Source organism: Pseudacidovorax sp. RU35E (assembly GCF_900156165.1).
Classification (GTDB): Bacteria; Pseudomonadota; Gammaproteobacteria; order Burkholderiales; family Burkholderiaceae_C; genus Xenophilus.
In genome coordinates, this window is sequence record NZ_FTMY01000001.1 from 577560 (window position 1) to 604049 (window position 26490).

Annotated in this window: 32 protein-coding genes; 17 read left to right on the forward strand and 15 right to left on the reverse strand. The window is 62.0% G+C overall.

Going from position 1 to position 26490, the window contains the following annotated elements; all coding sequences use genetic code 11:
- The first annotated feature begins 34 nt into the window (after positions 1–34).
- From BXA03_RS02535 to BXA03_RS02565, 6 genes are all read left to right on the forward strand, one after another.
- Positions 35–337, forward strand: a complete 303-nt coding sequence (locus BXA03_RS02535) for a hypothetical protein (protein WP_076503581.1) — start codon at positions 35–37, stop codon at positions 335–337.
- A gap of 4 nt (positions 338–341) precedes the next feature.
- Positions 342–692: a hypothetical protein gene (locus BXA03_RS02540; RefSeq protein ID WP_076503582.1), complete on the forward strand. Its 351-nt coding sequence runs from the start codon at positions 342–344 to the stop codon at positions 690–692.
- The gene (locus tag BXA03_RS02545; protein WP_076503583.1) at positions 689–1000 is read left to right on the forward strand and encodes a hypothetical protein; all 312 of its coding nucleotides are present in this window, start codon (positions 689–691) and stop codon (positions 998–1000) included. Before BXA03_RS02540 ends, BXA03_RS02545 begins: the two co-directional genes overlap by 4 nt.
- A 13-nt stretch (positions 1001–1013) precedes the next feature.
- On the forward strand, positions 1014–1607 hold the full coding sequence (locus BXA03_RS02550) for a lysozyme (protein WP_076503691.1): 594 nt from the start codon (positions 1014–1016) through the stop codon (positions 1605–1607).
- On the forward strand, positions 1604–1957 hold the full coding sequence (locus BXA03_RS02555) for a hypothetical protein (RefSeq protein ID WP_234983568.1): 354 nt from the start codon (positions 1604–1606) through the stop codon (positions 1955–1957). The genes BXA03_RS02550 and BXA03_RS02555 overlap by 4 nt, the downstream gene beginning before the upstream one ends.
- A 489-nt stretch (positions 1958–2446) precedes the next feature.
- Positions 2447–4411 (forward strand): AAA family ATPase, encoded by a 1965-nt coding sequence (locus tag BXA03_RS02565; protein ID WP_076503585.1) that lies wholly within the window; start codon positions 2447–2449, stop codon positions 4409–4411.
- 394 nt (positions 4412–4805) lie between these two features.
- Here the strand turns inward: BXA03_RS02565 and BXA03_RS26475 are convergent, their stop codons facing one another.
- The 4 genes from BXA03_RS26475 to BXA03_RS26805 form a co-directional block, all read right to left on the reverse strand.
- Complete coding sequence (locus tag BXA03_RS26475) at positions 4806–5828, reverse strand: hypothetical protein (RefSeq protein ID WP_076503586.1); 1023 nt, start codon at positions 5826–5828, stop codon at positions 4806–4808.
- Positions 5829–6215: 387 nt separating this feature from the next.
- On the reverse strand, positions 6216–6881 hold the full coding sequence (locus BXA03_RS02580) for a hypothetical protein (RefSeq protein ID WP_076503588.1): 666 nt from the start codon (positions 6879–6881) through the stop codon (positions 6216–6218).
- A gap of 139 nt (positions 6882–7020) precedes the next feature.
- Positions 7021–7311 carry a hypothetical protein gene (locus BXA03_RS02585; protein WP_076503589.1) on the reverse strand — a complete coding sequence of 97 codons (291 nt, stop codon included), beginning with the start codon at positions 7309–7311 and terminating at the stop codon, positions 7021–7023.
- Between the two features lie 230 nt (positions 7312–7541).
- Complete coding sequence (locus BXA03_RS26805; protein ID WP_076503590.1) at positions 7542–7877, reverse strand: hypothetical protein; 336 nt, start codon at positions 7875–7877, stop codon at positions 7542–7544.
- Between the two features lie 71 nt (positions 7878–7948).
- Here BXA03_RS26805 and BXA03_RS02595 point away from each other — a divergent pair, with 71 nt between their 5' ends.
- Genes BXA03_RS02595 through BXA03_RS02605 form a run of 3 tightly spaced genes read left to right on the forward strand, consistent with a single transcriptional unit; the run spans position 7949 to position 9053 of the window.
- The gene (locus tag BXA03_RS02595) at positions 7949–8146 is read left to right on the forward strand and encodes a hypothetical protein (RefSeq protein WP_076503591.1); all 198 of its coding nucleotides are present in this window, start codon (positions 7949–7951) and stop codon (positions 8144–8146) included.
- On the forward strand, positions 8136–8381 hold the full coding sequence (locus BXA03_RS02600; RefSeq protein ID WP_076503592.1) for a hypothetical protein: 246 nt from the start codon (positions 8136–8138) through the stop codon (positions 8379–8381). Before BXA03_RS02595 ends, BXA03_RS02600 begins: the two co-directional genes overlap by 11 nt.
- A 3-nt stretch (positions 8382–8384) precedes the next feature.
- Positions 8385–9053 carry an SOS response-associated peptidase gene (locus BXA03_RS02605; RefSeq protein ID WP_076503593.1) on the forward strand — a complete coding sequence of 223 codons (669 nt, stop codon included), beginning with the start codon at positions 8385–8387 and terminating at the stop codon, positions 9051–9053.
- Between the two features lie 157 nt (positions 9054–9210).
- On the opposite strand, the gene BXA03_RS26480 is transcribed toward BXA03_RS02605, so the two are convergent.
- Positions 9211–10281, reverse strand: a complete 1071-nt coding sequence (locus tag BXA03_RS26480) for a hypothetical protein (protein ID WP_159444698.1) — start codon at positions 10279–10281, stop codon at positions 9211–9213.
- Positions 10282–10874: 593 nt separating this feature from the next.
- On the opposite strand from BXA03_RS26480, the gene BXA03_RS26485 reads away from it, so the two are divergent.
- Entirely contained in the window at positions 10875–11573 is a 699-nt protein-coding gene (locus tag BXA03_RS26485; RefSeq protein ID WP_143476195.1) for a hypothetical protein, read from the forward strand.
- A gap of 310 nt (positions 11574–11883) precedes the next feature.
- Here the strand turns inward: BXA03_RS26485 and BXA03_RS27415 are convergent, their stop codons facing one another.
- The 3 genes from BXA03_RS27415 to lexA all read right to left on the reverse strand — a co-directional run bounded on the left by BXA03_RS27415 (position 11884) and on the right by lexA (position 13245).
- Positions 11884–12015: a hypothetical protein gene (locus tag BXA03_RS27415; RefSeq protein WP_255377162.1), complete on the reverse strand. Its 132-nt coding sequence runs from the start codon at positions 12013–12015 to the stop codon at positions 11884–11886.
- 50 nt (positions 12016–12065) lie between these two features.
- A complete protein-coding gene (locus tag BXA03_RS02615; protein WP_076503595.1) occupies positions 12066–12419 on the reverse strand; it encodes a hypothetical protein in 354 nt (117 codons plus the stop codon).
- A gap of 133 nt (positions 12420–12552) precedes the next feature.
- On the reverse strand, positions 12553–13245 hold the full coding sequence (gene lexA, locus BXA03_RS02620) for a transcriptional repressor LexA (protein ID WP_076503596.1): 693 nt from the start codon (positions 13243–13245) through the stop codon (positions 12553–12555).
- 119 nt (positions 13246–13364) lie between these two features.
- Between lexA and BXA03_RS02625 the strand changes: the two genes are divergently transcribed.
- On the forward strand, positions 13365–14303 hold the full coding sequence (locus BXA03_RS02625) for an asparaginase (protein ID WP_234983569.1): 939 nt from the start codon (positions 13365–13367) through the stop codon (positions 14301–14303).
- 74 nt (positions 14304–14377) lie between these two features.
- On the opposite strand, the gene adk is transcribed toward BXA03_RS02625, so the two are convergent.
- The 6 genes from adk to BXA03_RS02655 all read right to left on the reverse strand — a co-directional run bounded on the left by adk (position 14378) and on the right by BXA03_RS02655 (position 18172).
- Positions 14378–15034, reverse strand: coding sequence for an adenylate kinase (adk, locus tag BXA03_RS02630; RefSeq protein WP_076503598.1), 657 nt, complete (start codon positions 15032–15034; stop codon positions 14378–14380).
- A gap of 120 nt (positions 15035–15154) precedes the next feature.
- Positions 15155–15901, reverse strand: a complete 747-nt coding sequence (gene kdsB, locus BXA03_RS02635) for a 3-deoxy-manno-octulosonate cytidylyltransferase (RefSeq protein ID WP_076503599.1) — start codon at positions 15899–15901, stop codon at positions 15155–15157.
- Positions 15898–16080, reverse strand: a complete 183-nt coding sequence (locus tag BXA03_RS02640) for a Trm112 family protein (protein WP_017756993.1) — start codon at positions 16078–16080, stop codon at positions 15898–15900. Before BXA03_RS02640 ends, kdsB begins: the two co-directional genes overlap by 4 nt.
- A complete protein-coding gene (gene lpxK / locus BXA03_RS02645; protein ID WP_076503600.1) occupies positions 16061–17035 on the reverse strand; it encodes a tetraacyldisaccharide 4'-kinase in 975 nt (324 codons plus the stop codon). The genes BXA03_RS02640 and lpxK overlap by 20 nt, the downstream gene beginning before the upstream one ends.
- 1 nt (position 17036) lies before the next feature.
- The gene (locus BXA03_RS02650; protein ID WP_076503601.1) at positions 17037–17471 is read right to left on the reverse strand and encodes an ExbD/TolR family protein; all 435 of its coding nucleotides are present in this window, start codon (positions 17469–17471) and stop codon (positions 17037–17039) included.
- Between the two features lie 62 nt (positions 17472–17533).
- Positions 17534–18172, reverse strand: coding sequence for a MotA/TolQ/ExbB proton channel family protein (locus BXA03_RS02655; protein WP_076503602.1), 639 nt, complete (start codon positions 18170–18172; stop codon positions 17534–17536).
- Between the two features lie 304 nt (positions 18173–18476).
- Here BXA03_RS02655 and xseA point away from each other — a divergent pair, with 304 nt between their 5' ends.
- Positions 18477–19790, forward strand: coding sequence for an exodeoxyribonuclease VII large subunit (gene xseA, locus BXA03_RS02660; RefSeq protein ID WP_076503603.1), 1314 nt, complete (start codon positions 18477–18479; stop codon positions 19788–19790).
- 42 nt (positions 19791–19832) lie between these two features.
- Complete coding sequence (locus BXA03_RS02665) at positions 19833–20414, forward strand: superoxide dismutase (RefSeq protein ID WP_076503604.1); 582 nt, start codon at positions 19833–19835, stop codon at positions 20412–20414.
- A gap of 127 nt (positions 20415–20541) precedes the next feature.
- Here the strand turns inward: BXA03_RS02665 and BXA03_RS02670 are convergent, their stop codons facing one another.
- A complete protein-coding gene (locus BXA03_RS02670) occupies positions 20542–21738 on the reverse strand; it encodes an amino acid aminotransferase (protein ID WP_076503605.1) in 1197 nt (398 codons plus the stop codon).
- A 149-nt stretch (positions 21739–21887) separates the two neighbouring features.
- Here BXA03_RS02670 and uvrB point away from each other — a divergent pair, with 149 nt between their 5' ends.
- From uvrB to iscU, 4 genes are all read left to right on the forward strand, one after another.
- The gene (gene uvrB / locus BXA03_RS02675; protein WP_076503606.1) at positions 21888–23999 is read left to right on the forward strand and encodes an excinuclease ABC subunit UvrB; all 2112 of its coding nucleotides are present in this window, start codon (positions 21888–21890) and stop codon (positions 23997–23999) included.
- Between the two features lie 202 nt (positions 24000–24201).
- On the forward strand, positions 24202–24738 hold the full coding sequence (iscR, locus tag BXA03_RS02680; protein ID WP_017756985.1) for a Fe-S cluster assembly transcriptional regulator IscR: 537 nt from the start codon (positions 24202–24204) through the stop codon (positions 24736–24738).
- 87 nt (positions 24739–24825) lie between these two features.
- Complete coding sequence (locus BXA03_RS02685; protein WP_076503607.1) at positions 24826–26046, forward strand: IscS subfamily cysteine desulfurase; 1221 nt, start codon at positions 24826–24828, stop codon at positions 26044–26046.
- Positions 26047–26071: 25 nt separating this feature from the next.
- The gene (gene iscU, locus BXA03_RS02690; protein ID WP_076503608.1) at positions 26072–26485 is read left to right on the forward strand and encodes a Fe-S cluster assembly scaffold IscU; all 414 of its coding nucleotides are present in this window, start codon (positions 26072–26074) and stop codon (positions 26483–26485) included.
- The last annotated feature ends 5 nt before the right edge of the window (positions 26486–26490 follow it).

Consider the following 26490-nt stretch of genomic DNA (forward strand, 5'->3'; position numbering starts at 1 on the left):
TCCTCCTGCTTCCTTTCCTTCATCCGAGAACACCATGCCTCAAAAAATCATCGCGCTGCACAAACCCCTCATCGACGAGGGCACCGGCGCACCTGTCACGCATTTCGTCATCAGCCAATACACCATCGTGGTGGACGGCACCAAGAGCCAGGCCGTCCTGCAGGGCTTCGTGAGCGCTGACGCGCGCGCCGCCGGCCGCAAGCCGCTGGCCCATCGCGCCGTCGACCTCGTGGGCACGCCCGAGGGCGACACGCTGCAATGGCTGTACACGGCGCTGATCGCCAAGCCCGACGGCGAGCTGGCCGGCGCCGCGGCGGTCTTCGAGGAAGCGACCTAAACGCATGCCTCCCGAACCGACCTCGAACGTGGTCGCCAGCATCGCCGCGAGCGCTTCGACGCTCGCCATGGCGATGCTCGGTGTGGATTACTACGCCCTCATTTGGGGGCTCATTGGTGCGCTGCTGGCCCTGTATCAGGCCGAGCGCATGGGCCGTATTCGGTCGCTGGTCTTCGTGGCCCTGTCGACCCTCGTGGGCGCCGCCTGCGGCACAGCCGCTACCGAGTTCATCGGCAGCTCGCGGCCGGTGCTCATCGTGCTGTCGCTGATCGCCGGCTTCGGTGCGCAGGTGCTGGTGACCACGCTTTTGCGTGCGTTGCTGAGTCACGTCGGCAAGCTGGAGAGCAAGACGTGAAAACAGCCATCGAACTGGGCGGCATCATTGCCGCGTGTGCAGTCCTGATCGGCTGCGTGGTGCGTGTGGACCTTCTGCGCGCCGGGGAGCACCGGGTGAGCGTCTTCGGTGTCTATCTGCTGTGGGCGGTGTTCGCCTTCGGCGTGGTGCTGGGCCTGCTGCGCGGCGAGGAACTCGACTGGTACGACGTGGCAGCGCTCGCCGGCATGCTCATGCACCTGGCTCTGTCTCGCAAGAGCTGGCGGGGCTGCGCGCCGCGGGATGCACAGGTCAAGCAGGTGCGCGATATTGGGGGGCAACATGGATAGCGCCGTGGAAGTGATGCGCGCGGGCCCGGCCTGCCACGCGCTGAATCACCACTATGAAGCCTGCAAGCTGCTGGCCTACCCGGACCTGGCTTCGCCGCTCTTTGCGGCGCTGCGCCGGGCGGGCTTCGACCCCTACAACATGCCGGCGATCCCGACGCCGTTCGCGAGGCTGAGCGGAGCGCCCTGGACCATTGGATGGGGCGACACGCTGGACGTGCGCGTCGGCCAGGTCATCACGCAGGCCGAGGCGGACGTGCGCTATGCGCGGCGCCTCGCCCGCGACTTCGAGCCGCCCGCGCGCGAGGCCGTGCAGGTGCCGGTGTCGCAGTGCCAGTGGGACGCCATCGTTTCGACGGTCTACAACACCGGGCCCGGCGGGCGAGGGCGGGACGGCATCCTCTACCTGGCCGATGGCCGGCCGAGCACCTTTCTGCGAAAGCTCAATGCCGGCGACTACGCGGGCGCCGCGGACGAGCTGCCGAAGTGGGTGAGGGCGGGCGGGCAGGTGCTCAAGGGGCTGCAGCGGCGCCGGCATGCGACGCGGCTTGTGTTCCTGGGCTGGCCCGTTCGCAGGGCCATTGAGGCCGGCGGGGCGGCGTTTCCATGACCCCGGCCATGCAGGCGCTCGCTCCGGCGTTGGTGCTGAGCCTGGGCTGCAATGCCGGGCTCGGCTGGGCCTGGCTGCATGCGCGGGATGCCGCGACGCGCACGCTGGGCGAGCGCGACAGCGCGCGGGCGGACGCCTCGGCCTGCAGCGACGGCGTCGCCGATCTTCGCGACCTGGCAGACGAGCGCCATCGGGTCGCGAAGGCTGCGCAGGCAGCAGCAGCAGAGCGGCGGCGGCAACAGGAGGCTATGGCGCAGCTTATCCTCTCGACGCCCGCGGTGCCCGGTGACGTCTGCGCGAGCGCTCAGGCGCGCGTCGACAGCTGGATACGGGGAAGGGTGGCACCATGAGGAGAGCCGCGCTCCTGGGCGTGTCTGCGGCTTTGCTGGCGGGTTGCGTGCTCGGCCCGCCCGCGCGCGTCAATGTGCCTGTGCCGGTCGAGTGCCACGCGAAAGAGCCGAAGCTGCCTCCCATGCCCACAGACCATCTGCCGTGGGGCGTGGACGTCGACCGCTGGGTAGCGGCGGCTCAGGCGGAGTTGCTGTTACGGGACGGCTATGAAGGCGAATTGAGGGCCGCCCTTCGCGAGTGCACTGGTTGAGGCCCTGCGATTCGAGTGGAAACCAGGTTCGCTGTGAACGACCACAGTCGGGGATCGGCATGCGCATTTGAATGACTGTTTGGGAGTCGCTTCTCTGAGGATTCGAGACATCGCCGGAGCCGTGAGCGTGCACCAAGGCTGCATACAGCCCACCTCTACCCTGCAGACTCTGTGTGGTCCCCCTGCAGCTGGAATCTCGGTAGACTCAAAAAATTATGCGAATCATCGCGGAGGTGAGATGAAGCTCGTCAAGGCGCATGTGACCAACTTTCGGTCGGCGGAGGATAGCGGCGAATTCGAAATCGGGCAGGTCGTTTGCCTCGTCGGAAAGAACGAAGCCGGCAAGAGCGCTCTTCTCCAGGCGCTCGCAGCCTTGAATCCGCACCCATCGACTCCGCAAGTTTTCGACAAGGAGCGCGACTATCCCCGCCGGCACCTTGCGTCGTATGCCGAGCGACATCCTACAGACGGTGCAGTTGGAATTGTGACGGAGTGGGATTTTGAGGATAAAGAATTGGCTGAGCTTGACGGCATGTTGGGCGAGGGTGCTGTCGAACGTCGGGTACAAGTTCAGCGCATCTATGGTGGTAACTTCACATCTACCCCCAGAATTGACTTCAAAAAAGCTGTCAGTCATCTGTTAGAGAGATTCGAGGTAACTGGGGATGATCTCGTTCCCCTGAGTGCCGCCACGACAACCGATGAACTGTTAAAAGCGCTCAAGGCCGTCGAGGCGCGCACTGACGCACAGTCCAAATTGCAGGCTCACTTGGAGAGCGAAGGTAATGCGACTAAGCAGGTCAACAACTTTATCTCAAGAAACCTGCCAAAATTCATGTACGTTTCCTCCTATGACAGGATGGACGGGACGGTGCAGTTCCAACTCATTCAGTCGCTGCAAAGCCAGAACCTGCTCAATCGGGACGAGCACAGAGGCAAGAAACTGTTTCTAGAGTTTCTTCAGTATGCAGGTATCTCTTTAAATGAATTATTAAAGCAGAACACATACGAAACATACAATGCGTTATTGCAGGCCGCATCAAATAAAATCACTGACCAAATTCTTGAATATTGGACTCAGAATCCGGACTTAACTGTTGAGGTGAAGGTATCGACGGGTATGCAAGGTGATCCGCCCCCCTTCAATGAAGGAACGGTCGCTCGCGCCCGCATCTACAACACACTTCATCGCGTAGACACCCCCTTCTCGGAGCGCAGCGCTGGGTTTGTTTGGTTCTTCTCGTTCTTGGTTAAGTTCGCCCAGATCAAGAACGAGGCGACGCCTGTTATCTTGTTGTTGGACGAGCCTGGGCTCACACTGCACGGAAAGGCTCAAGCCGACCTTCTGCGCTTTTTCAACGAAAGACTCGCACCACACCACCAAGTCATCTTTTCGACGCACTCACCGTTCATGGTGCCAGTCGGAAATTTCGCTTCGGTGCGCATAGTTCAGGACGTGATCGAGTTAAAAGGGAGCCGGCGGGTTCCGCTTGGCACTAAGGTCCGCGACGACGTACTGACACAAGATCCAGACACACTTTTTCCGTTGCAGGCAGCTCTTGGTTATGAAGTGACCCAATCGCTGTTTGTTGGAAAGAATACTCTTTTGGTGGAGGGTCCCGGCGATATCCTTTACATACAGGCACTCAGCGATGCGCTCCGTAGGCGCAAGCGGCAAGCGCTCGATCGGCGCTGGACTATTTGCCCCGCTGGCGGCATCGACAAGATCCGCCCATTCGCGTCCTTGTTTTCTGGCAACGCGCTGAATATCGCCGTTCTCTCGGACCAAGCTGCAGGCGACAAACGCAAAATCGAAGATCTGCGAAAATCTCAGATTCTAAAAGCAGGTCAATTCCACACCATCGCCGATCTACTTGGGCGTCCTGAGGCAGACATCGAGGATCTTTTGGCTCCCGGTCTGCTGGTCGAGATCTTGAACGCCGCATATCAACTAACGGGCCCGCACGCACTAACGGTGAAGAAACTTGATGAAGCCGACAAGGCCACTTCCCGACTCATTAAGAAGGCCGAGGCCTTTTTCAGGCTGCTGCCCCAGACGATTGACATGCTAGATCACTTCGCGCCCGCCGCCTGGCTTGTACGACATGGCGAGATTCTCGATGCAACGTCGGCTGAGGTGAATGAAACATTAGACCGGGCTCAGGCGGTTTTCGAGACTTTCAACGAGCTCCTCAAGGATTGAGGGTCAGGCACCGCATACGAAGCGTTGACGCACTGTAGTTGGACGGGGCTTGCCCCACTTTGGGCTACCTTGGGCGATTTCCCTTAACTCCTACGTTGAACGTCCGCTCCCTAATATCTAGATGGCTGAAGTTTGGGCCCACAGCGGGCTTGGAGCGATCGTACTCAATCATTGGCGCGGTGGCTGCTCCAGACCCGTTACCGACGCCCGATTGGATTTTCACCGTCCGTGACATTTGGACTTCGTTGGTCGAACGTTATGCAAGGGCCAGAATGCACACACAGAAGCCAACTGAAGTCAGATTTTATTCCGGAGTGTTGTTCCTAGGGCAAGCCTACGGATGAGGATCCCTCTGCAGTGGATGCGCGGGGTCTCAAGCGCTGCTGCCTGCGCATTAGAATTGCACGCCTGCGTCCTGGGCCATCCCGCGTGCGAGATTTTCTGTCAATTCAAGGCATCGCAGCACAGAATCTTGCCGAAGCACTATCCTCTGACCGACCAGATATCGAGTATCCCCACTTTTTTCGATGTATTTTTGGTCGATTATTCCCTCAAGATGCGCCAAAAGATGTCTCTGTTGAAAGAAAATATTCAAGGCAGACAAGTCGATTTCTGAAAGATGCACGTCATATTTGGTTCCGAACGCCTCTTTCCACAAGTCACTGCCTTCGTCGAGATTTTGAAACGCGTTCCTCCGCGGTTTTTTGTGCGTCCTAGAGTGCCGTTCATACAGGGCTTCCGCGAACCTTTGGAATGCCATGACCACATTTTGTAAGCCAGCTTCCAGAATAAGTCGGCAAAGGTTCTCTGCTGTGTCCGCGTCCGAAACGCTTGCGCGAACTGCCGGCAGAGACGCAACGCTCGCCCTGACCGCCGACAGCGACTGGCGAAACACATGTTCAGCTGCGCTCGTCCCGCAGGCTGGGCAGAAGAACGCAGAGCCGACCACAGCATACTGACATGCGCATTTCTCGCAGGAAATTTTCAGCCGCATCGGGTCTGCCGCACTAACAGGCAGTATCACTTCTCTTGGCGCTTTGGATACGTTCATTGTAATCTTGATGAACGCATTGCGACGCTGGCGCTGGTTCCATTCGGACGCGTCGGCTTCCATCGCCTCGTCAATAATATTAGTTAGTACGCCCATTGCTTTAGCCTTCTGGTACTCGACCTGCTCGGTAGTAAACCATGATCGAGCGGGAGCCTCATGGCCGCAAAAAGGGCAGTATGCTGCCTCATCCTTTACTTTGTCGCTCCACCAGTCGGCCGCAAGAACCTTGAACGTGAATAGGCAATCTGACGCCGGACATTCGCGGTCGATATAGCCTTCCAAGTCAATGGGAACTGAATCTGTAACGTCTACCTTAAGCTGATTGCGTTCCAGCTGTTCCAGCTCACGAATAAGTTTCTCGAACATGCTCAGTCCTCTTCTTTAAGACGCGAGAGCAGTAGCCCTTGGCTCTTTATGCGTTGCGTAATCGTTGCTGCGTCCGAGGTGGCCAAGCAGCAGACGCGATCTCAGATTTAGTGATGGACGCACCTCTTTTCGAATCCATATTGGGTTGAGGCCGCGCCCTACTAAGCCCACTGCGCAAATAATGAAGGCTACTTCGCGCTCGCGCCAGCCAAGCACTCTAGCGCAAACTGAACGCAGTAAGGAGCAGCCGAATGGGTGGATACGTCCATTGGCGCGCAGTAGGAGCGCATCATCCGCTCGCTCACCCCAATCTGGCGGGCAGCGCCACGTTGGGAGAGCCCCGCCCGTTCGATCAGGGTGCGGATGTAGGCGGGGTCCGGGTTGTGCTTACTTGCGTCGGGCAGCATTGGAAATGGCGCGCTTGCGCGCGGCTTGGTACAGGGGATGGCCCTCGAACAGCACCACGCGTCCGCGGTCGAAGTAGTCGACCATCGAATCCGTGTTGTTCTCGTAGCCGGTGGGGATGATGCCGTGCAGATCGTTGCCGTAGTCGCGGTCATAGATGGTGACGCAGGCGCGGCCGTCAACACGGTTGTCCAGGCTGTAATGGACGCGGGCCTTGAGCTTGCCCTTCGTGACGGCGAAGACACCGAAGCGCACGCCGACGAACTGCTCCGCAGCGGCTTGCATGCGCGCGGCGTAGGTGGCGACTTCGGCCGTCTTTGCTGCGGTCGCCAGGATGTCGCGCGTGGTGGCGATGGCCAGCAGCTCGTCGAGGTAGGGGCGCCCGTGCATCTTGCCGTTGATGAGGAACATTGCGCGCAGGCCGCCGAAGGCGCGGGATAGGCGGTTGTCCCGGATCACCCGGCCATCTTCTAGGTACACGACAAACGACACGTCGCCGGCAACGGCATCGGCGCCGGTGATGGCGCCGGAACCGGAGCCGCTGCCGTAGAAGCCTTGGCAGTAGACGCCGAGGCCGACGAGGCGCTCCGGCTGGGTTGCAAGGGGGCGGACTTCGTCGGCGGTGAGGATCAGTTGCGTCGGGTGCATGGTGGCTCCGGTAGGGTTCGCCGCGCCGGGAATCGGCTGGCATGGGCTGAATCATATAGGCGAAAATCGCCTAATTCAACGATGACCCTCGAACGCGATCAACCATCCTCGGCGCGGACGCCCCTGCCGATGCCGCTCGTCAGGTGTCGAGCTGAACCGAGAAGTACGCCTCCCCCACGTCGCCCAGCTCGCGCATGCCTGCAAGGCGCGCCTTGTCGAAGGCTGCAGCCCATAGGCTCGCCTCGCGTATCTCGTCCTTGCTGAGGTCTTCCGCGCTGCTGTCCTGGACGGCCTCAAAGGCGCGCAGGGTGTGCGCCAAGTCGTCCCCGAGCAGGCGATTCAACTCGCGAAGAAAGCGGGCTTCAGCGCTGCGCAGAAGGTCCGCCGGTGTGTCGGCGGGGGTGTCGATGAGGCGGGCAGAGACGGACATGGAACCTCCGATCAGAACGGGGCAGGGGAGCGGACGACGTCGACGGGGCCGATGCCGTCATAGACCACGGCGCCGCTGGAGCTGGTGACGATCCATCGGCCATTGATGCCTTCGGCGGGCGCGACGTCGTAATCCTCGGGCGGGAGAGGCAGGACGATCTCGTCCCGGACGGTGTCGCTGTACTAGGCGGGCACGCGGAGCAGGGTGGGGTGGCCGAACAGGCTCATGGCTTACGGGGTTGGGATGAACTTCGACAGGAGCCCCCAGTGCACTGGCGGCAACTCTTTTTCCTTGCTGCATGGACGGACAAGCCACAGCTGCGAGAACTCGTGAATGCGGTCATCGATGACCTGCGCTTCGGTGCCGGCCAAAAGCCAGCCAAGGTCAGCGGGGCAGGGCAACAACACGGGGTCCGCCATGAACAAGGCTGTCCGATGGCTTGCGACGCCTGAGCGCACAGTCACCTCGATCCGTCGGATGAACCGCTGAAAGTTGTTGTGCGGCCAGACAGACACCTCCACACGGCCGACCACGGGCGCCGGGTACTCGGCCCGGCGCAGACGCATGCCTTTGGAACGGAGGGTGCGGACTTCACAGAACACTGGGCAAATATACAGTGTTTCTGTAGACTGAATCCATGGACAAACACGATGACGAAATCTGGATAGCAGCCTGCGCGCACCGCCTGCAGCAGCACTGGCGCACGGTCGAATCTAGCGAGCTGGCGGCCACGGCGCGGCAGATTGCGCATGACCCCGAGCTTCGCGCCTTGGCGCCCAGCACTGCCGCGGCTCGTTGGCTTGCCCCGGTCAAGGCGCCTGCGCGTGGGGATTGACCAAGGGCTGATCCTTGTTTGCGGCGCGCTGGCTGCCTGGCTATCGCAGGACCTTAGCAAGGCGCGGGCGCGGTGGGCCTGTGTGTTCGGCTTGGCCTCGCAGCCGTTCTTCCTGGCTGCGACCCGGCAGGCCGGCCAGCTCGGTATGTTCGCGCTGGCGATGCTGTACACGGTCGCCTGGGCACGTGGAGCATGGTCCTACTGGCTGCGGCCGGCGCTGCGCCGCAGAATGTGAAGGATGTGCAATCGTTACGTCGCCCCCAATGAGCTGGAGATGGAACGGCTGTTCCACATTGGCCGCGCCAATCCCGTTCCTTGGCCGCGGACGATCTTCCCGCGAAGCCCCGGCCCTTTCATTCGCCGTGCTCGCGACGACGCCGGCTACTCGCGCGAGCTGGCTGTAGGGCAGTGGGGCCTGATCCCCTGGTTTGCGAAAGAGCCGCGACTCAAGTTCTCGACCAACAACGCGCGTAGTGAAGAGCTGGAAGCCAAGGCGACGTTTCGCGATCCCTGGAGGCGCGGGCAGCGGTGCATCATCCCGGCCCTCACATTTGACGAACCGAATTGGGAGACGGGCAAAAACCAATGGTGGACCTTCCGCCGCACCGATGGTGAACCATGGGGCTTGGCCGGCCTGTGGAACATCTGGACGGACCGGTCCACGGGTGAGGTTCACGAGAGCTACACGATGCTGACTATCAACGCGGACGAGCACCCGCTGATGAGCCGCATGCACAAGCCGGATCCAAAGCTGCCGCCCGACCAGCAGGACAAGCGCAGCGTTATCCCGCTGGAGCGCGGTGATTGGGATCAGTGGCTTGCGGGCACAACTGCAGATGCTAATGCCTTGCTCCGCTTGGCACCCGTCAATGTTTTTGATGCCCGGCCGGCGGGTGAAATAGCGTGAGCGATGGTGTAACAGGGACGAACGATTTTCGAATTGCGAGAGGATGCAAAGAAGCGTCTGTAGATGGCGCGTTAGCTTACGATCAAGAGTCCAAGTTCCCTTACGCGCGTCTGCCTGCAGTTTCTCTATTTGGTTGGCTTACGTGCATTTGGCACAGTCATGTACAGGTGGAATCCTCAAATATTTGCCAGGGAAACCCCTGCTGATACTTCGTTTGAAAATTGCCTTTCGGATCGGCTACTATGTATGTCATGGGGCCAAATGAGGCCGGATCTAGGAATTGCTTCTGCTTGTTAGTGGCTCTATTCAGATAGGTCGCCGTTGTGTAAGCAATTACATCCGCTAGCTCAAGCCCAGTTTCGGAACCCGGTTGCACAAATTTCGGTTCTGGTACCGGAATTCCACGCGAAATAAATGAAAAAACGAGAGACTTGTGTAGTCCTAAAAATTCGTCTCTTGCCCATCCTTGGATCGCTTCCTCTCCACTAACTGGCTTGTCAGCATCAAAAATGAAATGCGGTTGCACTTCCGAGGATCCAGCAAGTTCAGTCATCATTAGAATTAGATGATTGTATAGATCCCTTTTGCAGAACTCCTCTTGCGCTCGTCCCGCATCACCGCTCTTCCTGTGAACCATGGCCACCGCAGCTACCGGGTACAAATACATTCCAGGAATGCAAAAAAAATCAGCAATGTCTGATATTAAAGCTCTATAACCGTCTTCACTTAATTGTGATGGGTTTTTCTTTCTTCCCTCAGGTGATTTAAGCTCTGTCATGTGAATTCGCCACGAGTCCGGATGAATATGCGGCGCATGTTTTTGCTTGATTTCATCGATTTTGCTTTTTAGAAGTTCGTGGTCCTTCTCTTTGATTCCGACCATGCCATAGCAGTAAATCTGTGGCGTAGTTGCCAATCGAAAGGCCTCGTCGCCGTAAAAAAAATTAATAGAGCCATAATTGCTCAGCGGCAGAGAAAAATCTACCGGCTTGTTGCAATTGGGGCAGGTGAGCACTATGCCCGCCCTGCGAAATAGCCGTCCATCATTCGTGAGCACTGGACCAAGCGGAGGGCGCTCTGCTAAATAGTCAACATCGAATTTAGTTTCGCATTCTAGGCAGTTCCCCTTTGGTAAATTTAGAAAATTAGGAATTGATCTGGCTGATGCAGAAATCTTGTTAAAAATCTTTGCGTCTGGGCGATGTAGCCGCGCGTGATGTTTTTTCATCGCATATGTCCTGAGTTTGGAGCAAACCGATTTCATCGGTGCACGAACTTTACTGGCGTAGCAGGCCGTTAGGCTACTCGCGAAGTGAAAAATGGACGAGCGTGCCCCCCGGCGAGGCCGCGGCGGGGGGGGGGGGCTAGGTGGCAACTGCGGCTCAACCAGTGCTGGGACATACACGTCTAAGCTACTTTTATGGGAAAGCAGCGCATGCCCAAAGGGTGGGTCGAACAATCGCTTTCACGTGGACGGCGCCTTCCGGTGAGTGGATGGCTGGCAAACATTGTTGGATGTGACGCCGCACTTCCTCAAGCCTGTGCACGCGCCGATCACTACCCGATCGCGAAGCAAGCCTAGGTCGCTACCAGCAAAACGTGACTAGTGCGCTGCCACCAAGGCGGTGAGGATCGCATGTCCACTTAGGCTGTGCATCTGGGTCTTCAACAAAGAAAGTCTGCCGTGTAAGGTTAATGATGGCGTTCCGGGGGCGCACAATAGGCGAAAGTCTTGCAAGCGCACCGTCACTACTCGATTAATCGGTATTTGCTAGAAGCGTAGGATGATGTAAATTCGTGCTTGCCGATACGGAGAAGAGCATGAACCTCAACAACCCCGCTGCACGTCTCTACGAGTTCTTGATGAGAGCACGAGCGTACCCAAAGGACCGTAAATCTCGTGAAGTGCTGTACGAGCTTTTAGATACGGAAAATGATGGCGATCTATTCGAACGCTTTGGTCAGTTACGCAAACTTGTAGATGAGATCGCTGAAGAAAATAGTCGCCAGGGTTTTACCGGCAGGTTTACAACCTATTGGGTTGGCCCAGTACAACGAGCGTTTCAAAACGTCCATTTCTCTGGGACCTGGAACACCTTCATTGATTCGCTCGATGAAACGGCGATAATGTTTTTGGAGAGTACTGTCGACATCTTAAACGAACGCATTGTGAAGCTTGAAGAGGAAGATTTAGAAAATTATCGCGCCAGGCTGAACGAAATACTAGAAAAGGTACTCGCTTCCAATGAATCCGAGGAATTTAAAATATACTTTAAGAATTCCGTTGGAAAAATAATAGATACTCTGGATAACTATAAAATTACGGGTGACAAAGCGCTATTTTCGGCATTTAACGAGGCTGTCGGTGGGATGGTAACAGACGAGAACCTGAGAACGCAGGCGGACAGGTCGGATTTCATTAAAAAAGCCTTTGCTGTTTTAAAGTCTGGGCTTGACTTGGCCTCCAAGATGAAAGGGGCGAGCGAGGCTATAAGCTATTTTCAAGACAAGATTCAATAGCGCGCGGTGCTCAGGGGCGAGGCGAAAAGAGGGAATCTCTGCCAGCGGGAGATAGCCCTTGTGCTGACCGATAGCTGCGTTATCAGCCGCGAATTTTTCGAGACCATGAAGCCGCGGCCCACCGGCTGCCCGCACCTCTCATACTCGATGAGGTCTTCGGCGACACTGCCCTTAGCGCCTTGACTGCCGGTTGTGATGGGCTTGGTCGTCGTTCAGCAGTTGCACAAGCCTGCGGATGAATTCGGCCAGGCCTACCGAAAAGCTGCACTAGGCGTGCCGCGTAGGGCGTCCATGATGCGCACGCCAAATGTCATAGCAATCCCAGGTCATCAAAATCGGTGTAGGTTCTGGTGTAGGTTACTCCAAGAATCCGCACTTTTCCCTTGAGGCTGCAGTCATCGAGGATCACGATATTCATGGCCGCCCATTTTGCCTTCAGCATTGGCGGACTCTCGCGGCCTCTTCAAAGGGCACGCGCTGGCGGCGGGGACCTCAGTGCAGCCTGCTGCCCGACGGGCGAACGGCATCGCGCATTTCCTTTTCGACCAAGCGGTCGAGTTCCGCACACACGTCGGCCATCCGCCCTGCAATCACAAGTCGCGAACCGTGTGCCGCACGCTCGCCGGGCTCAACGACACGCACGACCCGCAGCGCCGGGCGTGCCGCAGCATCGTGCCGGTGTGCAGCCGAAGGCTCGCGGGCAATCTTTCGCGAGAACGGGCGCACGTTGACGTAGTGCAGATCTGACGTGTTCAGAGCCGGCGTACTCCTGGCGCTGGATTGGCGGACCATCCACGACTGGATCGGGGCAAAAAGGGCGGACAAGGCGAGCAGAGCGGTTCCCATGTTGAACTCCTGAGGATTGAAAGGGGTTTGGACACAGGCAGGATTGAGCAGCAAGGCCGACACGCCAGGGTGATGACCTTCCGGCCATACGCCCGCCACCTGGCGCGACAGCAGAGGAAAGACTTGGCAGGCCCTACATCAGCATCGTGTTGCGGATCAGTCCGACCGCCAGACCTTCGATCTCGAATGGCTCGCCGGGCTGGACGATGATGGTGGGGTAGTCCGGGTTCTCGGCGTGCAGTTCGACCACGTCCTTGAGCCGCTTGAGTCGCTTCACGGTGACTTCGTCACCCAGCCGGGCCACCACGATCTGGCCATTGCGCGCCTCGCGTGTGCTTTGGACCGCCAGCAGATCGCCGTCCATGATGCCGGCATCGCGCATCGACATGCCTCGGACCTTCAGGAGGTAGTCGGGCCGATGCTGAAAGAGCGTGCTCTCGACGTAGTAGGTCTGGTCGACGTGCTCTTGCGCGAGGATGGGTGCACCCGCGGCAACGCGTCCGATGAGAGGCAGGGACAGTTGGGACAGGCCCGGGATGGGAAGCGAATACTGCGGCGTGCCGCCCTCGTGCAGATTGCGAAGGGCCTCGCTCTTGAGCCGGATGCCCCGCGACGTACCACTCACCAGCTCGATAACACCTTTGCGCGCCAGCGCCTGCAAATGCTCTTCGGCCGCGTTCGCCGACTTGAACCCCAGTTCCGCGGCGATCTCGGCACGCGTGGGGGGAGCACCCGTCCGTGCCATGGCTGCGCGGATCAGTTCGAGAATCTGTTGTTGCCGAGCGGTAAGCTTGACCGAAACGGTGGGAGTGGGCACTTTGAGCATGTGTCTGCGGCTCCAGCGGTTGATGCACATACTGTGTGCATATCCAGTGTCTGTATTTTTAACCAGTTTTCCACATCTTGACAAGTCTTGAGCATCCCCGCGCTGCACTCCCGCGCGTCGTGATCCTGGGTACCGGCGGCACCATCGCGGGTCGGGCAGCGCGCGCCGGTGACAACCTGGGCTACGTGGCGGGGCAAGTGAATGTTTCCGATCTGATTGCCGAGTTGCCGCTGCCAGCCGGCGCGATGGTGGACACGGAGCAGGTGTGCAATATCGATAGCAAGGACATGTCGGACGGCCACTGGCGTGCCCTTGCCCGCCGGTGCCAACAGCTTCTGGACGACCCGGCGGTGCGGGGGCTTGTCATCACCCATGGGACCGACACCTTGGAGGAGACAGCCTTTTTCCTCAGCCAGGTCCTCGTCGCAGCCAAGCCCGTCGTACTGACCTGCGCGATGCGCCCTGCCACCTCGCTGGAGCGGGACGGACCCAAGAACGTGCAGGATGCCCTGGTCGTAGCCTCAGCAGAGGGAGCGTCCGGCGTGCTCGCGGTGTGTGCTGGCACGATCCATTGCGCCCGGCAGGTGCGCAAGGTCCATACCTACCGCTTGGACGCGTTTTCCTCAGGTGAGGCAGGGCCGGTCGGCTTCGTGGAAGAAGGGCATGTCCGCGGCGTCACCGCGTGGCCACAGGCGGAGGCGCCAAAGGTGCGGGCCGAGCGATTGCCCGCGGTCGACCAGTGGCCGTCGGTGGGAATCGTGATGAGCCACGCGGGTGCAGATGCATCGCTGATCGACCTGCTCATTGGGGCGCAGTGCGTGGACGGCCTCGTGGTGGCCTCGACCGGCAATGGCACTGTGCACGCCCACCTCGAGGCGGCCATGGAGCGGGCGCGGTCAGCCGGCATCGCTGTACTGCGCGCGACCCGGTGTGCCGATGGAGCCGTCCTATCGAGCGGCGGCGGGGATCGTTGGCCCCATGCCTTCGACTTGTCGCCCGTCAAGGCGCGAATTTCGCTGATGCTCGATCTGCTTAAAGCGCGTGAGCTGGCCCCATGAAGCACAAAGGCCGGATCCTTGCGGTCCGGCCTTTGTGGGATGAGCGGCCTCTTTGAGGGCCACTCGTTGTGATCTCAGTCGGCCAGGGCGGTCATTGCGCGTCGGGTGATCTCGTCGACCGAGCCCACGCCGCTGATCGCGCGGTACTTCGGCGCGTTGGCGGGGTCCTGCTCGGCCCACTTGGCGTAGTACTCAACCAGAGGGCGAGTCTGCTGACTGTAGACGTCCAACCGCTTACGCACGGTGTCTTCCTTGTCGTCCTCGCGCTGGATCAGGTCTTCGCCCGTCACATCGTCCTTGCCTTCGACCTTGGGCGGATTGAAGCGAACGTGGTAGGTGCGGCCCGAGGCCGGATGCGAACGGCGGCCGCTCATGCGTTCGATGATGTCGGTGAAGGGAACGTCGATATCGAGCACGTAGTCGAGCTTGACGCCCGCCGCCTTCATTGCGTCGGCCTGCGGGATCGTGCGAGGAAAACCATCGAACAGAAAACCGGCCGCGCAATCGGGCAGTGCGATGCGCTCCTTGACGAGATTGATGATGAGGTCGTCGCTCACCAGCGCACCGGCATCCATCACCGCCTTGGCCTGAAGTCCGAGCGGCGTGCCGGCCTTCACGGCGGCGCGCAGCATGTCACCGGTGGAGATCTGCGGAATGCCGAACTTCTGGCAGATGAACGTGGCCTGCGTGCCTTTGCCGGCGCCCGGCGCGCCCAACAGGATGAGTCTCATGGTGTCCTCGGAAGCTTTTTATGGAAATCTTGTGGGCGAACTGCGCCGGCTCCACCGGAATGCCCCCCATTTCAGTGAGGATAGCATGCGACCCTTGTCGCGCCCGACGTGCCGAAGCGCCTAGAAGTGCAGGCGGACGCGGGCCAGGTCCTCGGGGGTGTCAACACCCGTGCCGGGGGCTTGAGCCGTCACGTGCACGGCGATGCGATGGCCGTGCCATAGCACGCGCAATTGCTCCAGCGATTCGATGCGTTCGAGCGGCGAAGCCTCAAGCGTCGGAAAGACACGCAGGAAGCCGGCGCGGCACGCATAGATGCCAATGTGGCGCAGCGCTGGCGCTTCGATGGGCAATCCCGGGGGCAGGCCGCCGTCCCGCCAGAACGGCAGGGGAGAGCGGCTGAAATACAGCGCGCGACCGGCGGCGTCCAGGACGACCTTCACCACGTTGGGATTCAGGAAGTCGGTGACGTCATGAATCGCATGTGCCGCTGTGCTCATCGGCGTATCGGGCAGCGCGGCAAGCGTGTGCGCCACGGCGTCGATCAGTCCGGGATCGATGAGCGGCTCGTCACCCTGCACGTTGACCACGACGGTGTCATCAGCGAGGTTCAACAGACCGCATGCCTCGGCCAAACGGTCGCTGCCACTGGGATGATCTGGTCGTGTGAGCACGGCTTGCACGCCGTTCGCCTCACAGGCCTGCATGATGCGGGCGTCGTCGCAGGCCACGCACACGATGCGGGCGCCCGACCTGGCAGCCTGCTTTGCCACCCGCACGACCATCGGCAAACCGCCGATGTCTGCGAGCGGCTTGTCGGGCAGGCGCGTCGACTTCATCCGCGCCGGAATCAGGACAACGAAGCTCACAGGCCGAGTTCTTCGTCTGTGAGCGGGCGTGCCTCGTTCTCGAGCATCACGGGGATGCCATCGCGAACGGGGTACGCCAGGCGTGCGCTGCGCGACCACAGTTCCTGACGCGCGGCGTCCCATTGCAACGGTCCTTTGGTGACCGGGCAGACCAGCAGTTCAAGCAGCTTCGGATCCATCGAAGGATGATAGCCGCGCGTCGAGGGCCTCGAAGAAGGCGGGTTCGATGGAAAAGTCCAGCGGCACGGCCAGCGCAGTGGGTGCGCGGGCCCATAGTTTTGCCGCATCTTTTTCCGTGCACAGCAGCTGGGCGTTGTCAGGTGGCGTCCAGTGCGTGTAGTCGTGATGGTCGGGCAGGGCGATACAGCGCTGCAGACGCAAGCCATGTCCGCGCAGCATGTCGAAGAACCGTTGGGGCTGGGCGATGCCTGCCACGGCCACCAGGTCGTCGCGGGTGGCCAGTTCGGTCAGCGCGATGGTGTGCCCGTCCCGGTCGATCGCCTTGGATGCGAGCGTCCGACGTCCCCGAAAGCCGGCAAACGCCGGGCGCTCCCCCGTATGCAGCACCAGATCGCAGCGCCTCGGCCATGGCTCGCGAAGCGGACCCGCGGGCAGCAGCCATCCATTGCCGACGCCGCGGTCGTCGAACACGCAGATCTCCACGTCGCGAGCCAATCGAAGGTGCTGCAGGCCATCGTCCGCAATGATGAGTCGCGTGCCGGGATGCTCCGCGAGCAGGCGTCGGCCGGCGGCCACGCGGTCGGCATCGACCACGACCGGTGCACCGGTGGCGCGGTGGATCAGCAGGGGCTCGTCGCCCACGTCGCGCGGGTCGCTTTGCGCGGCGACGACTTGGCCGTCCTTGGTACGTCGTCCATGCCCGCGCGAGACGACTCCCACTGCCCAGCCCCTGGCCTGAGCGTGCCGCACCAACGCGATCACGACGGGCGTCTTGCCTGCGCCGCCCGCGACCACGTTTCCCACCACGGCGACGGGGATCGGCAGTCGGTGCTGCTTGCGCCATCCGCGCGCGTAGGCTTGACGCCGGGCTCCGGCCACCAGCCCGAACAGCCCCGCGATGGGCCGAAGCAGCCATGCGCCCGCGCCTCGGCGCTGCCAGGCCTCGATCAGCACGTCAGCGGGCCGCCTTGCCCGAAGTCTGGGTGGCGAATGTGATCTGCATCAGCCCAGCGCGCCGCGCCGCCTCCATCACGGTAATGACCGACTGGTGCGCCGCGGCGGCGTCGGCGCTGATGATCAGGATCGGCGCAGGCGCACCGGCCTCCGCCTTGGCGAAGGGCGTCAGTGCCGTCGCCAACGCTTCCACACTGCGCTCGCCCAGCGGCTTCCGATCCACGGCATAGCGACCGTCTGCGGCCACAGCCACCACGATCTCGCGCGGACGGGTCGTGGCAGTCTCCGCGTCCGCCGTGGGCAACCGGACCTCCATCTCCGTGAACCGGCTGTAGGTGGTCGACAGCATCAGGAAGATCAGGATCACCAACAGCACATCGATGAACGGGATCAGGTTGATCTCGGGTTCGTCGCTGGCGGCACTGCGCAACTGCATGCGTCTGCCACGGCTGCGATCTCCCGCGGAAGACGTGCGGGTACCGCCCGGCAGGGGCGCACTCACGACTGGTTTTCCGGGCTCAGCCCGGCCAGATGCTGCGCAAAACGTTCCCCTGCCAATTCGAGGTGCAGCAGGTAGCCGTCGACGCGGCTTCGGAAGTAACGCCAGAAGATGAGCGTGGGCACTGCCACGATCAGTCCAAAGGCGGTGTTGTAGAGCGCGATGGAAATCCCGTGCGCCAGCTGTGCCGGATTGCCCGCCGCCCCTGAACCGGGCGCCTGCGAGCCGAAGATCTCGATCATGCCGATGACCGTGCCCAACAGACCCAGCAGCGGGGCGGCTGAAGCGATCGTGGCGAGTGCGGGCAGGTAACGCTCCAGACGGTGGGCGATGGCGCGACCCGAGGCCTCCATGGCCATCCGCAAGTCATCGACCGATCCAGTGGAGCCACCCTGCGCAGCACGAAAACCGCTGGCGAGCATCTCGCCCAGTGCGGAGTTCTTTTCCAGTTTGGCGATGACGTCGGCTGAAGGAACGCCGTCGCGTGAGACGCCGATCGCCTCGTTCAGCAGTTGAGGCGGCATCACCTTGGCCGACTTGAGGCTGATGAAGCGCTCGATGACAAGCGCGGTGGCGATGATCGAGCACAAGAGCAGCGGCACGATGGGCCAGCCTGCGGCGACTAAGATCGAAAACAAGTGTCCTCCTGCGTGGTCGCGAAGCGCTGCCCAGCGGTCGAAAATTATGACCGAATGTTTCTCGCCGTCCGCAGTGCCGGCGTTCTCGCCACCCACAATTTCTGTGGATAACTTTGTGGCTAACCCTGCGTGCAACCCGTGCAGGCCCACTGTCCATGGGCCTTGCGTCAAGACGATCAGATTTTGAGCAGCAGTTTTTTCTTATTTATCAACTACTTGCACCATAAGCTGCGGCTTTCCGGCGGCCCTCATGTCGCCACCTGCCGCGATAGATCGGCTTGTGGACGACAGAGTGGAGCCGCTCATGTCTGATGCCCCCATCACGCAGCCACGGGTCTGGGCGGTGGGCGCCTTGTGCCGCGCCGTGGCGGATGCCTTGGACGCGCGCTTCAATCCGGTGGCCGTTCAAGGTGAGATCAGCGGGTTCTCGCGTGCGGCCAGCGGTCATTGCTACTTTTCTTTGAAGGATGGCCAGGGGCAGGTCCGCTGCGCCATGTTCCGCCGGGCTGCATCGCTGGTGGACTTCAACGTGCGCGATGGCGACCTGGTGGAGGTGCGCGGCCGTCTGACCGTGTACGAGGCACGCGGCGACCTGCAAATGGTCGTCGAGAGCCTGCGCAAGGCCGGGCAGGGCACACTGTTCGAACAGTTTCTGCAGCGCAAGGCCAAGTTGGAGGGCGAGGGTCTTTTTGCCCCCGCGCGCAAGCGGCCGCTGCCGGCGTTTCCGGCCAGGCTGGGGCTGGTCACTTCGCTTGGCGCGGCAGCCTTGCACGATGTAGTGACCGCACTGCGCCGGCGGGCGCCGCACGTGGAAGTGGTGCTTGCCCCTGCTTCGGTGCAGGGGCTCCAGGCGCCGGGCGAACTTGTCTCTGCCCTCGGTGCGCTACAGAAGATCGCGCCCAGGCCGGACGCGATCCTGCTCGTGCGGGGCGGCGGCTCGCTGGAGGACTTGTGGGCCTTCAACGATGAGCAACTCGCGCGCGCCATCGTGAGCAGCGCCATCCCCGTCGTCGTCGGCGTCGGGCACGAGACGGATTTCACCATCGCGGATTTCTGCGCCGACTTGCGTGCGCCCACACCGACGGCTGCCGCGGAGTTGGTGGCGCCGCCGCGCGACGGTTGGCTGCAAGGGCTTGAGGCTCTTGAAGATGACCTTCGCGACGCGCTGCAAGGGCGGCTGGATCGTCTGTCGCAACGGCTCGACCAGGCGGCGTCCCGCCTGGGCCGGCCCTCGGGCCTCGCTGCCCGGCAGCAGGCGGTACTGACGCAGTGGGAGCAGCGCCTGAACCGCGCGACCACCTCATGGCTGCATCAGACCCAGCGCCGACTCGACGCGGCAGAAGGACGATGGCCGGCGGCGGGGCGAGCGAACCTTCGCAGTCGGATCGACCGGCTGGAGCGTGCCGCGTTGCGTCTTCAGGCGCTCGACCCAGCAGTGGTGCTTCAGCGCGGCTACGCGTGGTTGGCCGATGCCAAGGGGCGCACCGTGACCCGCGTGGCGCAACTGCATCCGGGCGAATCAGTGAATGCAACCCTGGCCGACGGCACCGCCAGCCTCCAGGTGATCACCCTCCAGCAAGGGACGTCGTCCGACGCAGGCAGCGGCAATCCTTCCTAGAATCCGACGGTCTCTGTCAACCAACCCACGAACGAGCTTCACATGGAACATGTTCTGCCTCCCCTGCCGTACGCGATGGACGCGCTGGCCCCCGAGTACTCCAAGGAAACGATGGAGTACCACTACGGCAAGCACCACAACGCGTATGTGGTGAACCTGAACAACCTGCAGAAGGGCACCGAGTTCGAGAGCATGCCGCTCGAAGAAATCGTGAAGAAGTCCAGCGGCGGCATCTACAACAACGCCGCGCAGATCTGGAACCACACCTTCTTCTGGAACTGCATGAAGCCGCAAGGCGGGGGTGCTCCTTCCGGCACGCTGGCCAAGGCCATCGAGGCCAAGTGGGGCAGCTACGACGCCTTCAAGGAAGCCTTCGTCAAGTCCGCCGTCGGCAACTTTGGCTCGGGCTGGACCTGGCTGGTGAAAAAGGCCGACGGCTCGGTCGACATCGTCAACACCGGCGCCGCCGGCACGCCGCTGACCACGGAAGACAAGGCCTTGCTGACCGTCGACGTCTGGGAGCACGCCTACTACATCGACTACCGCAACCTGCGTCCCAAGTTCGTCGAGACCTTCCTGGCCAAGTTGGTCAACTGGGAATTCGCCGAGAAGAACTTCGCCTGATCGTCAGGTGAGACAGCCTGTCGGTGCTACGCCGGCAGGCTGCAAAGAAAAAGGCAGCACGGATGACCGTGCTGCCTTTTTCTTTGGTGCATGGCCACCTCCGCAAGGAGGCAGCCACCGCAATGCCTCAGACCACCTTGGCGATGCTGGCGCAGACGTGGTCGATGTTCTTGCTGTTGAGCGCGGCGACGCACATGCGGCCGGTGTCGGTGCCATAGACGCCAAACTCGTTGCGCAGGCGCACCATCTGGTCCTTAGTGAGGCCCGAGTAGCTGAACATGCCAATCTGGCTGGTGATGAACCCCATGTCCTGCTTCACGCCGGCTGCCTTCAGACCGTCCACCAGCTTCTGGCGCATGGCCTTGATGCGCACGCGCATTTCGCCCAGCTCCTTCTCCCACAGGGCGCGCAACTCGGGGTTGCCCAGCACAGCCGCCACGACGGCGCCGCCGTGCGTCGGCGGGTTGCTGTAGTTGGTGCGGATCATGATCTTCAGCTGCGACAGCACGCGCGCCGCTTCTTCCTTGTTCTCACACAGCACCGACAGGGCGCCCACGCGCTCACCGTACAGGCTGAAGCTCTTGGAGAAGGAGGTCGAGACGAAGAAGGTCAGGCCGGCGGCGACGAACTTGCCGATCACCGCGCCGTCCTCTGCAATGCCGTAGCCAAAGCCCTGGTAGGCCATGTCCAGGAAAGGCGTCAGCTGGCGAACCTTGACCACCTCGACCACCTGGTCCCACTGCGCGGGCGTGAGGTCGTAGCCGGTCGGGTTGTGGCAGCACGCATGCAGCACGACGATGGTGCCGGCAGCAGCGCCCTGCAACGCGGCCAGCATGCCGTCGAAGTCGATGCCGCGCTTGGCGGCGTCGTAGTAGGCATAGGTGCCGACCTCGAAGCCGGCCTGGGTGAACAAGGCGCGGTGGTTCTCCCAGCTCGGGTCGCTGATCAGCACTTTGGCCGAGGGCGAGAGCTTCTTGAGGAAGTCCGCGCCGACCTTCAGTCCGCCCGTGCCGCCCAGGGCCTGGATGGTGGCCACGCGGCCGGACTTGACCGGCTCGCTGTCGGCGCCGAACACCAGGGCCTTGACGGCGTTGTCGTACGCAGCGATGCCGTCGATGGGCAGGTAGCCGCGGGCCGAGGGGGCCTTCATCATGTCGGCCTCGGCCTTCTTGACGCATTCCAGCAGCGGCAGCTTGCCGTTGTCGTCGTAGTACACGCCCACGCCCAGGTTGACCTTGTTGGGGTTGGTGTCGGCGGCGAATTGTTCGTTCAGACCCAGGATGGGGTCGCGCGGCGCCATCTCGACGGCGGAGAAGAGAGACATGGAGAAAGTCCTTTGGATGCTGGGGCGAGCCTCGCGGCCGGCGAGGCTGGGTGCAGAACCGGTCATCGCCTTTGGGTTAGCCTTGCCGGTTCGCTTGGAATTTTACCGGCCGCCCCACAGTTGGACTGCTGCCCCGGAGCCTCACCACCATGACCGCAGACCTTCAGACCGCCGACGATGCCGCCGCGCCCGCCAAAGGCGAGTTCGTCCGCTATCCCGATTCGCCCTTCGAGCTGTTCCAGCCCTATCCGCCCGCTGGCGATCAGCCCAAGGCCATCGAGCAATTGGTCGAGGGTGTGCAGGACGGCGAGGTCTTCCAGACGCTGCTGGGTGTGACGGGCTCGGGCAAGACTTACACCATGGCCAACGTCATCGCACGACTGGGCCGGCCGGCCATCGTGTTCGCGCCCAACAAGACGCTCGCGGCGCAGCTGTACAGCGAGTTCCGCGAGTTCTTCCCGAAGAACGCGGTGGAGTACTTCGTCAGCTACTACGACTACTACCAGCCCGAGGCCTATGTGCCCCAGCGCGACCTGTTCATCGAAAAGGACTCGTCGATCAACGAGCACATCGAGCAGATGCGCCTGTCGGCCACCAAGAGCGTGCTGGAGCGGCGGGACGTGGTGATCGTGGCGACGGTGAGTGCCATCTACGGCATCGGCGCCCCGGAGGACTACACCGAGATGCGCTTCATCATGCGCGTGGGCGACAAGATCGGCCAGCGCGACGTGATCGGCCGGCTGATCCGCATGCAGTACACGCGCAACGAGCAGGACTTCTCGCGCGGCGCCTTCCGGGTGCGGGGCGACACCATCGACGTGTTCCCGGCCGAGCACAGCGAGCTGGCGATCCGCATTGAGCTGTTCGACGACGAGATCGAAAGCCTTTCGCTGTTCGACCCGCTCACGGGCCGCGTGCGACAGAAGATTCCGCGCTTCACCATCTACCCGTCCAGCCATTACGTCACGCCGCGCGACAAGACGCTGCGCGCCGTGGACACCATCAAGCTGGAGTTGGCCGACCGGGTGAAGGAACTCGTCGGCGGCGGCAAGCTGGTAGAGGCCCAGCGGCTAGAGCAGCGCACCCGCTTCGACCTGGAGATGCTGGCCGAGATCGGCCACTGCAAGGGCATCGAGAACTACACGCGCCATCTGTCTGGCGCCGCACCGGGCGACCCGCCGGCCACGTTGACGGACTACCTGCCCAAGGACGCGCTGATGTTCCTGGACGAGAGCCACCAGATGATCGGCCAGCTCGCCGCCATGTACAACGGCGACCGGGCGCGCAAGACCACGCTGGTGGAGTACGGTTTCCGGCTGCCGTCGGCGCTGGACAACCGGCCGCTCAAGTTCGAGGAGTTCGAGCGCCGGATGCGACAGTGCATCTTCGTCTCGGCCACGCCGGCCGCCTACGAGCAGGAGCATGCGGGCCAGGTGGTCGAGCAGCTGGTGCGGCCCACGGGCCTGATCGACCCCGAGGTCGAGGTGCGGCCGGCCACCCACCAGGTGGACGACGTGCTCGGCGAGATACGCATCCGTGTCGAGAAAAACGAGCGCGTGCTGATTACCACGCTGACCAAGCGCATGGCCGAACAGCTCACCGAATACCTGAGCGACAACGGCGTGAAGGTGCGCTACCTGCACAGCGACGTGGACACGGTGGAGCGGGTGGAGATCATCCGCGACCTGCGCTTGGGCAGCTTCGACGTGCTGGTGGGCATCAACCTGCTGCGCGAGGGCCTGGACATTCCCGAGGTGTCGCTGGTCGCCATCCTTGATGCGGACAAGGAAGGCTTCCTGCGTGCCGAGCGCAGCCTGATCCAGACCATCGGCCGCGCGGCGCGCAACCTGCACGGCAAGGCCATCCTTTACGCCGACACCATCACCGCGTCGATGAACAAGGCCATCGGCGAGACGCAGCGCCGCCGCGAACGGCAGATCGCCTTCAACGAGGCCAACGGCATCGTGCCGCGCAGCATCGTCAAGCAGGTGCGCGAGTTGATCGACGGCGTGTACGGCGAGAAGTCCGCCAAGGAGGCCGGCAAGCGCGAGGTCGAGCGCGCCCGCGTCGAGGACATGAGCGAGCGCGACGTGGCCAAGGAAATCAAGCGGCTGGAAAAGCAGATGCTGGAGCACGCCCGCAACCTCGAATTCGAGAAGGCGGCCCGCGTGCGCGACCAGCTGGCGCTGCTGCGCGAACAGGCCTTCGGGGCCGCGGGCGGCGACAACATCGCCGTGCTCCCGGTGGGCGGGCGCAAGTGAGAGGAAAAACCCGCGCTATCCCGAGCAAGGCTCGGGGTTTCTGTTATACTTGAGCGAAACACTCAACAAAAAAGAACTTCGCGATGAAGGGCCGGCTCCTACCTTTCGATGGGTGGGATGCCGGGCAGGGCGGAGACGGGCGCCACCGGATCCTGTGGATCCCAGGTGTTGTTTAACGGTAAGCCAACTGAAGGAGCTTGCGATGCGTCTCACTACCAAAGGCCGTTTTGCGGTCACCGCCATGATCGACCTGGCACTGCGCCAGAACTCCGGTCCGGTCACGCTGGCCGCGATCAGCCAGCGGCAGCAGATTTCGCTGTCCTACCTGGAACAGCTGTTCGGCAAGCTCCGTCGGCATGAACTGGTGGAATCCACCCGTGGCCCGGGCGGTGGCTATTCGCTGGGCCGCAAGGCGGCCGACATCACCGTCGCAGACATCATCGTGTCGGTGGACGAGCCGATCGACGCCACCCACTGCGCCGGCAAGGAAAACTGTATGGGCGAAGCCGGACGCTGCATGACGCACGAGCTCTGGGCCTCGCTCAACCAGAAGATGGTCGAGTTCCTGGATTCCGTCACGCTGCAGAAGCTGGTGGACGACCAGATTGCCAAGGGCGTGCAGGTCGAGAACAAGCCGGCCGTCAAGCGGGCGATCTCGAGCCAGCCGGTGGTCAAGCCGATCCGGGTGAATGCGCCCAACTCGGTGTTCGCCCTCGGCAACGCCTTCGCCAAGTCTTGATGCACGGCGGGCGAGCCGCGGCGGCCTGTCGCTGCCGGCTCCTCCGTTCGTGATCGTTTTCCGTATCCACGCCAGCACGAGCGAGCCATGGACGTCACTCCTCATTTCCCGATCTATCTTGATTACGGCGCGACCACGCCGGTCGACCCGCGCGTGGTCGACGCCATGATCCCCTGGCTGCGTGAGCATTTCGGCAACCCCGCTTCGCGCAGCCATGCGTGGGGCTGGGAGGCGGAAGAGGCGGTGGAGAAGGCCCGTGGCGACGTCGCCGCCCTGATCAATGCCGATCCGCGCGAGATCATCTGGACCTCGGGTGCCACCGAGTCCGACAACCTGGCGCTGAAAGGCGCTGCCCACTTCTACAAGGAAAAGGGCAAGCACCTCATCACCGTCAAGACCGAGCACAAGGCCGTGCTGGACACCATGCGCGAGCTGGAGCGCCAGGGCTTCGAGGTGACCTACCTCGACGTCGAGGAAAACGGTCTGCTCGACCTGGACAAGTTCAAGGCTGCCATCCGACCCGACACCATTCTGGCAAGCGTCATGTTCGTCAACAACGAGATCGGCGTGGTGCAGGACATGGTCGCGCTGGGTAATGCATGCCGCGACGAAGGCGTGATCTTCCACGTCGATGCGGCGCAGGCTACCGGCAAGGTCGAGATCGATGTCACCCAATTGCCCATCGACTTGATGAGCCTGGCTTCGCACAAGACCTACGGCCCCAAGGGCATCGGCGCCCTGTACGTGCGCCGCAAGCCGCGGGTGCGCCTAGAGGCCCAGATGCATGGCGGCGGCCACGAGCGCGGCATGCGCTCGGGCACGTTGCCCACCCACCAGATCGTGGGCATGGGCGAGGCCTTCCGCATCGCCAGGGAGGAAATGGCGCAGGACCTGGCCAAGGCCCGGGCGCTGCAGAAGCGGCTGATCGACGGCCTGTCCGACATCGAGCAGGTGTTCATCAACGGCGACCTCGAGCGCCGTGTGCCGCACAACCTGAACATCAGCTTCAACTTCGTCGAAGGCGAGTCGCTGATCATGGGCATCAAGGGGCTGGCGGTGTCGTCGGGCTCGGCCTGCACCTCGGCCAGCCTGGAGCCGAGCTACGTGCTGCGCGCCCTGGGCCGCAGCGACGAGCTGGCCCACAGCAGCCTGCGCATGACCATCGGTCGCTTCACGACCGAGGAAGAAATCGACGTCGCCATCGCGTCCATTCGCCATAACGTTGCCAAGCTGCGCGAGCTGAGTCCGTTGTGGGAGATGTACAAGGATGGCGTCGACCTGAGCACGATCCAGTGGTCGGCCCACTGAATCCACCAAGAAAGAAGAGGACCCCATGGCTTATTCGGACAAGGTCATCGACCACTACGAAAACCCCCGCAACGTCGGCTCCTTCGACAAGGGCGACGATACCGTTGGCACCGGCATGGTGGGTGCGCCCGCCTGTGGCGACGTGATGAAGCTGCAGATCAAGGTGAATCCGCAGACCGGCGTCATCGAGGACGCGCGCTTTAAGACCTATGGCTGCGGCTCTGCGATCGCATCATCGTCGCTCGTCACGGAGTGGGTGAAGGGTAAGACGCTCGACGAGGCCGCCTCGCTCAAGAACGCGCAGATCGCCGAAGAGCTGGCGTTGCCGCCTGTGAAGATCCACTGCTCGATCCTGGCCGAGGACGCCATCAAGGCCGCCGTCGATGACTATCGCGCAAAGGCGGGCGCGAAGACCGGCGCCGAAGCCCTCGCCTCGTGACCGGA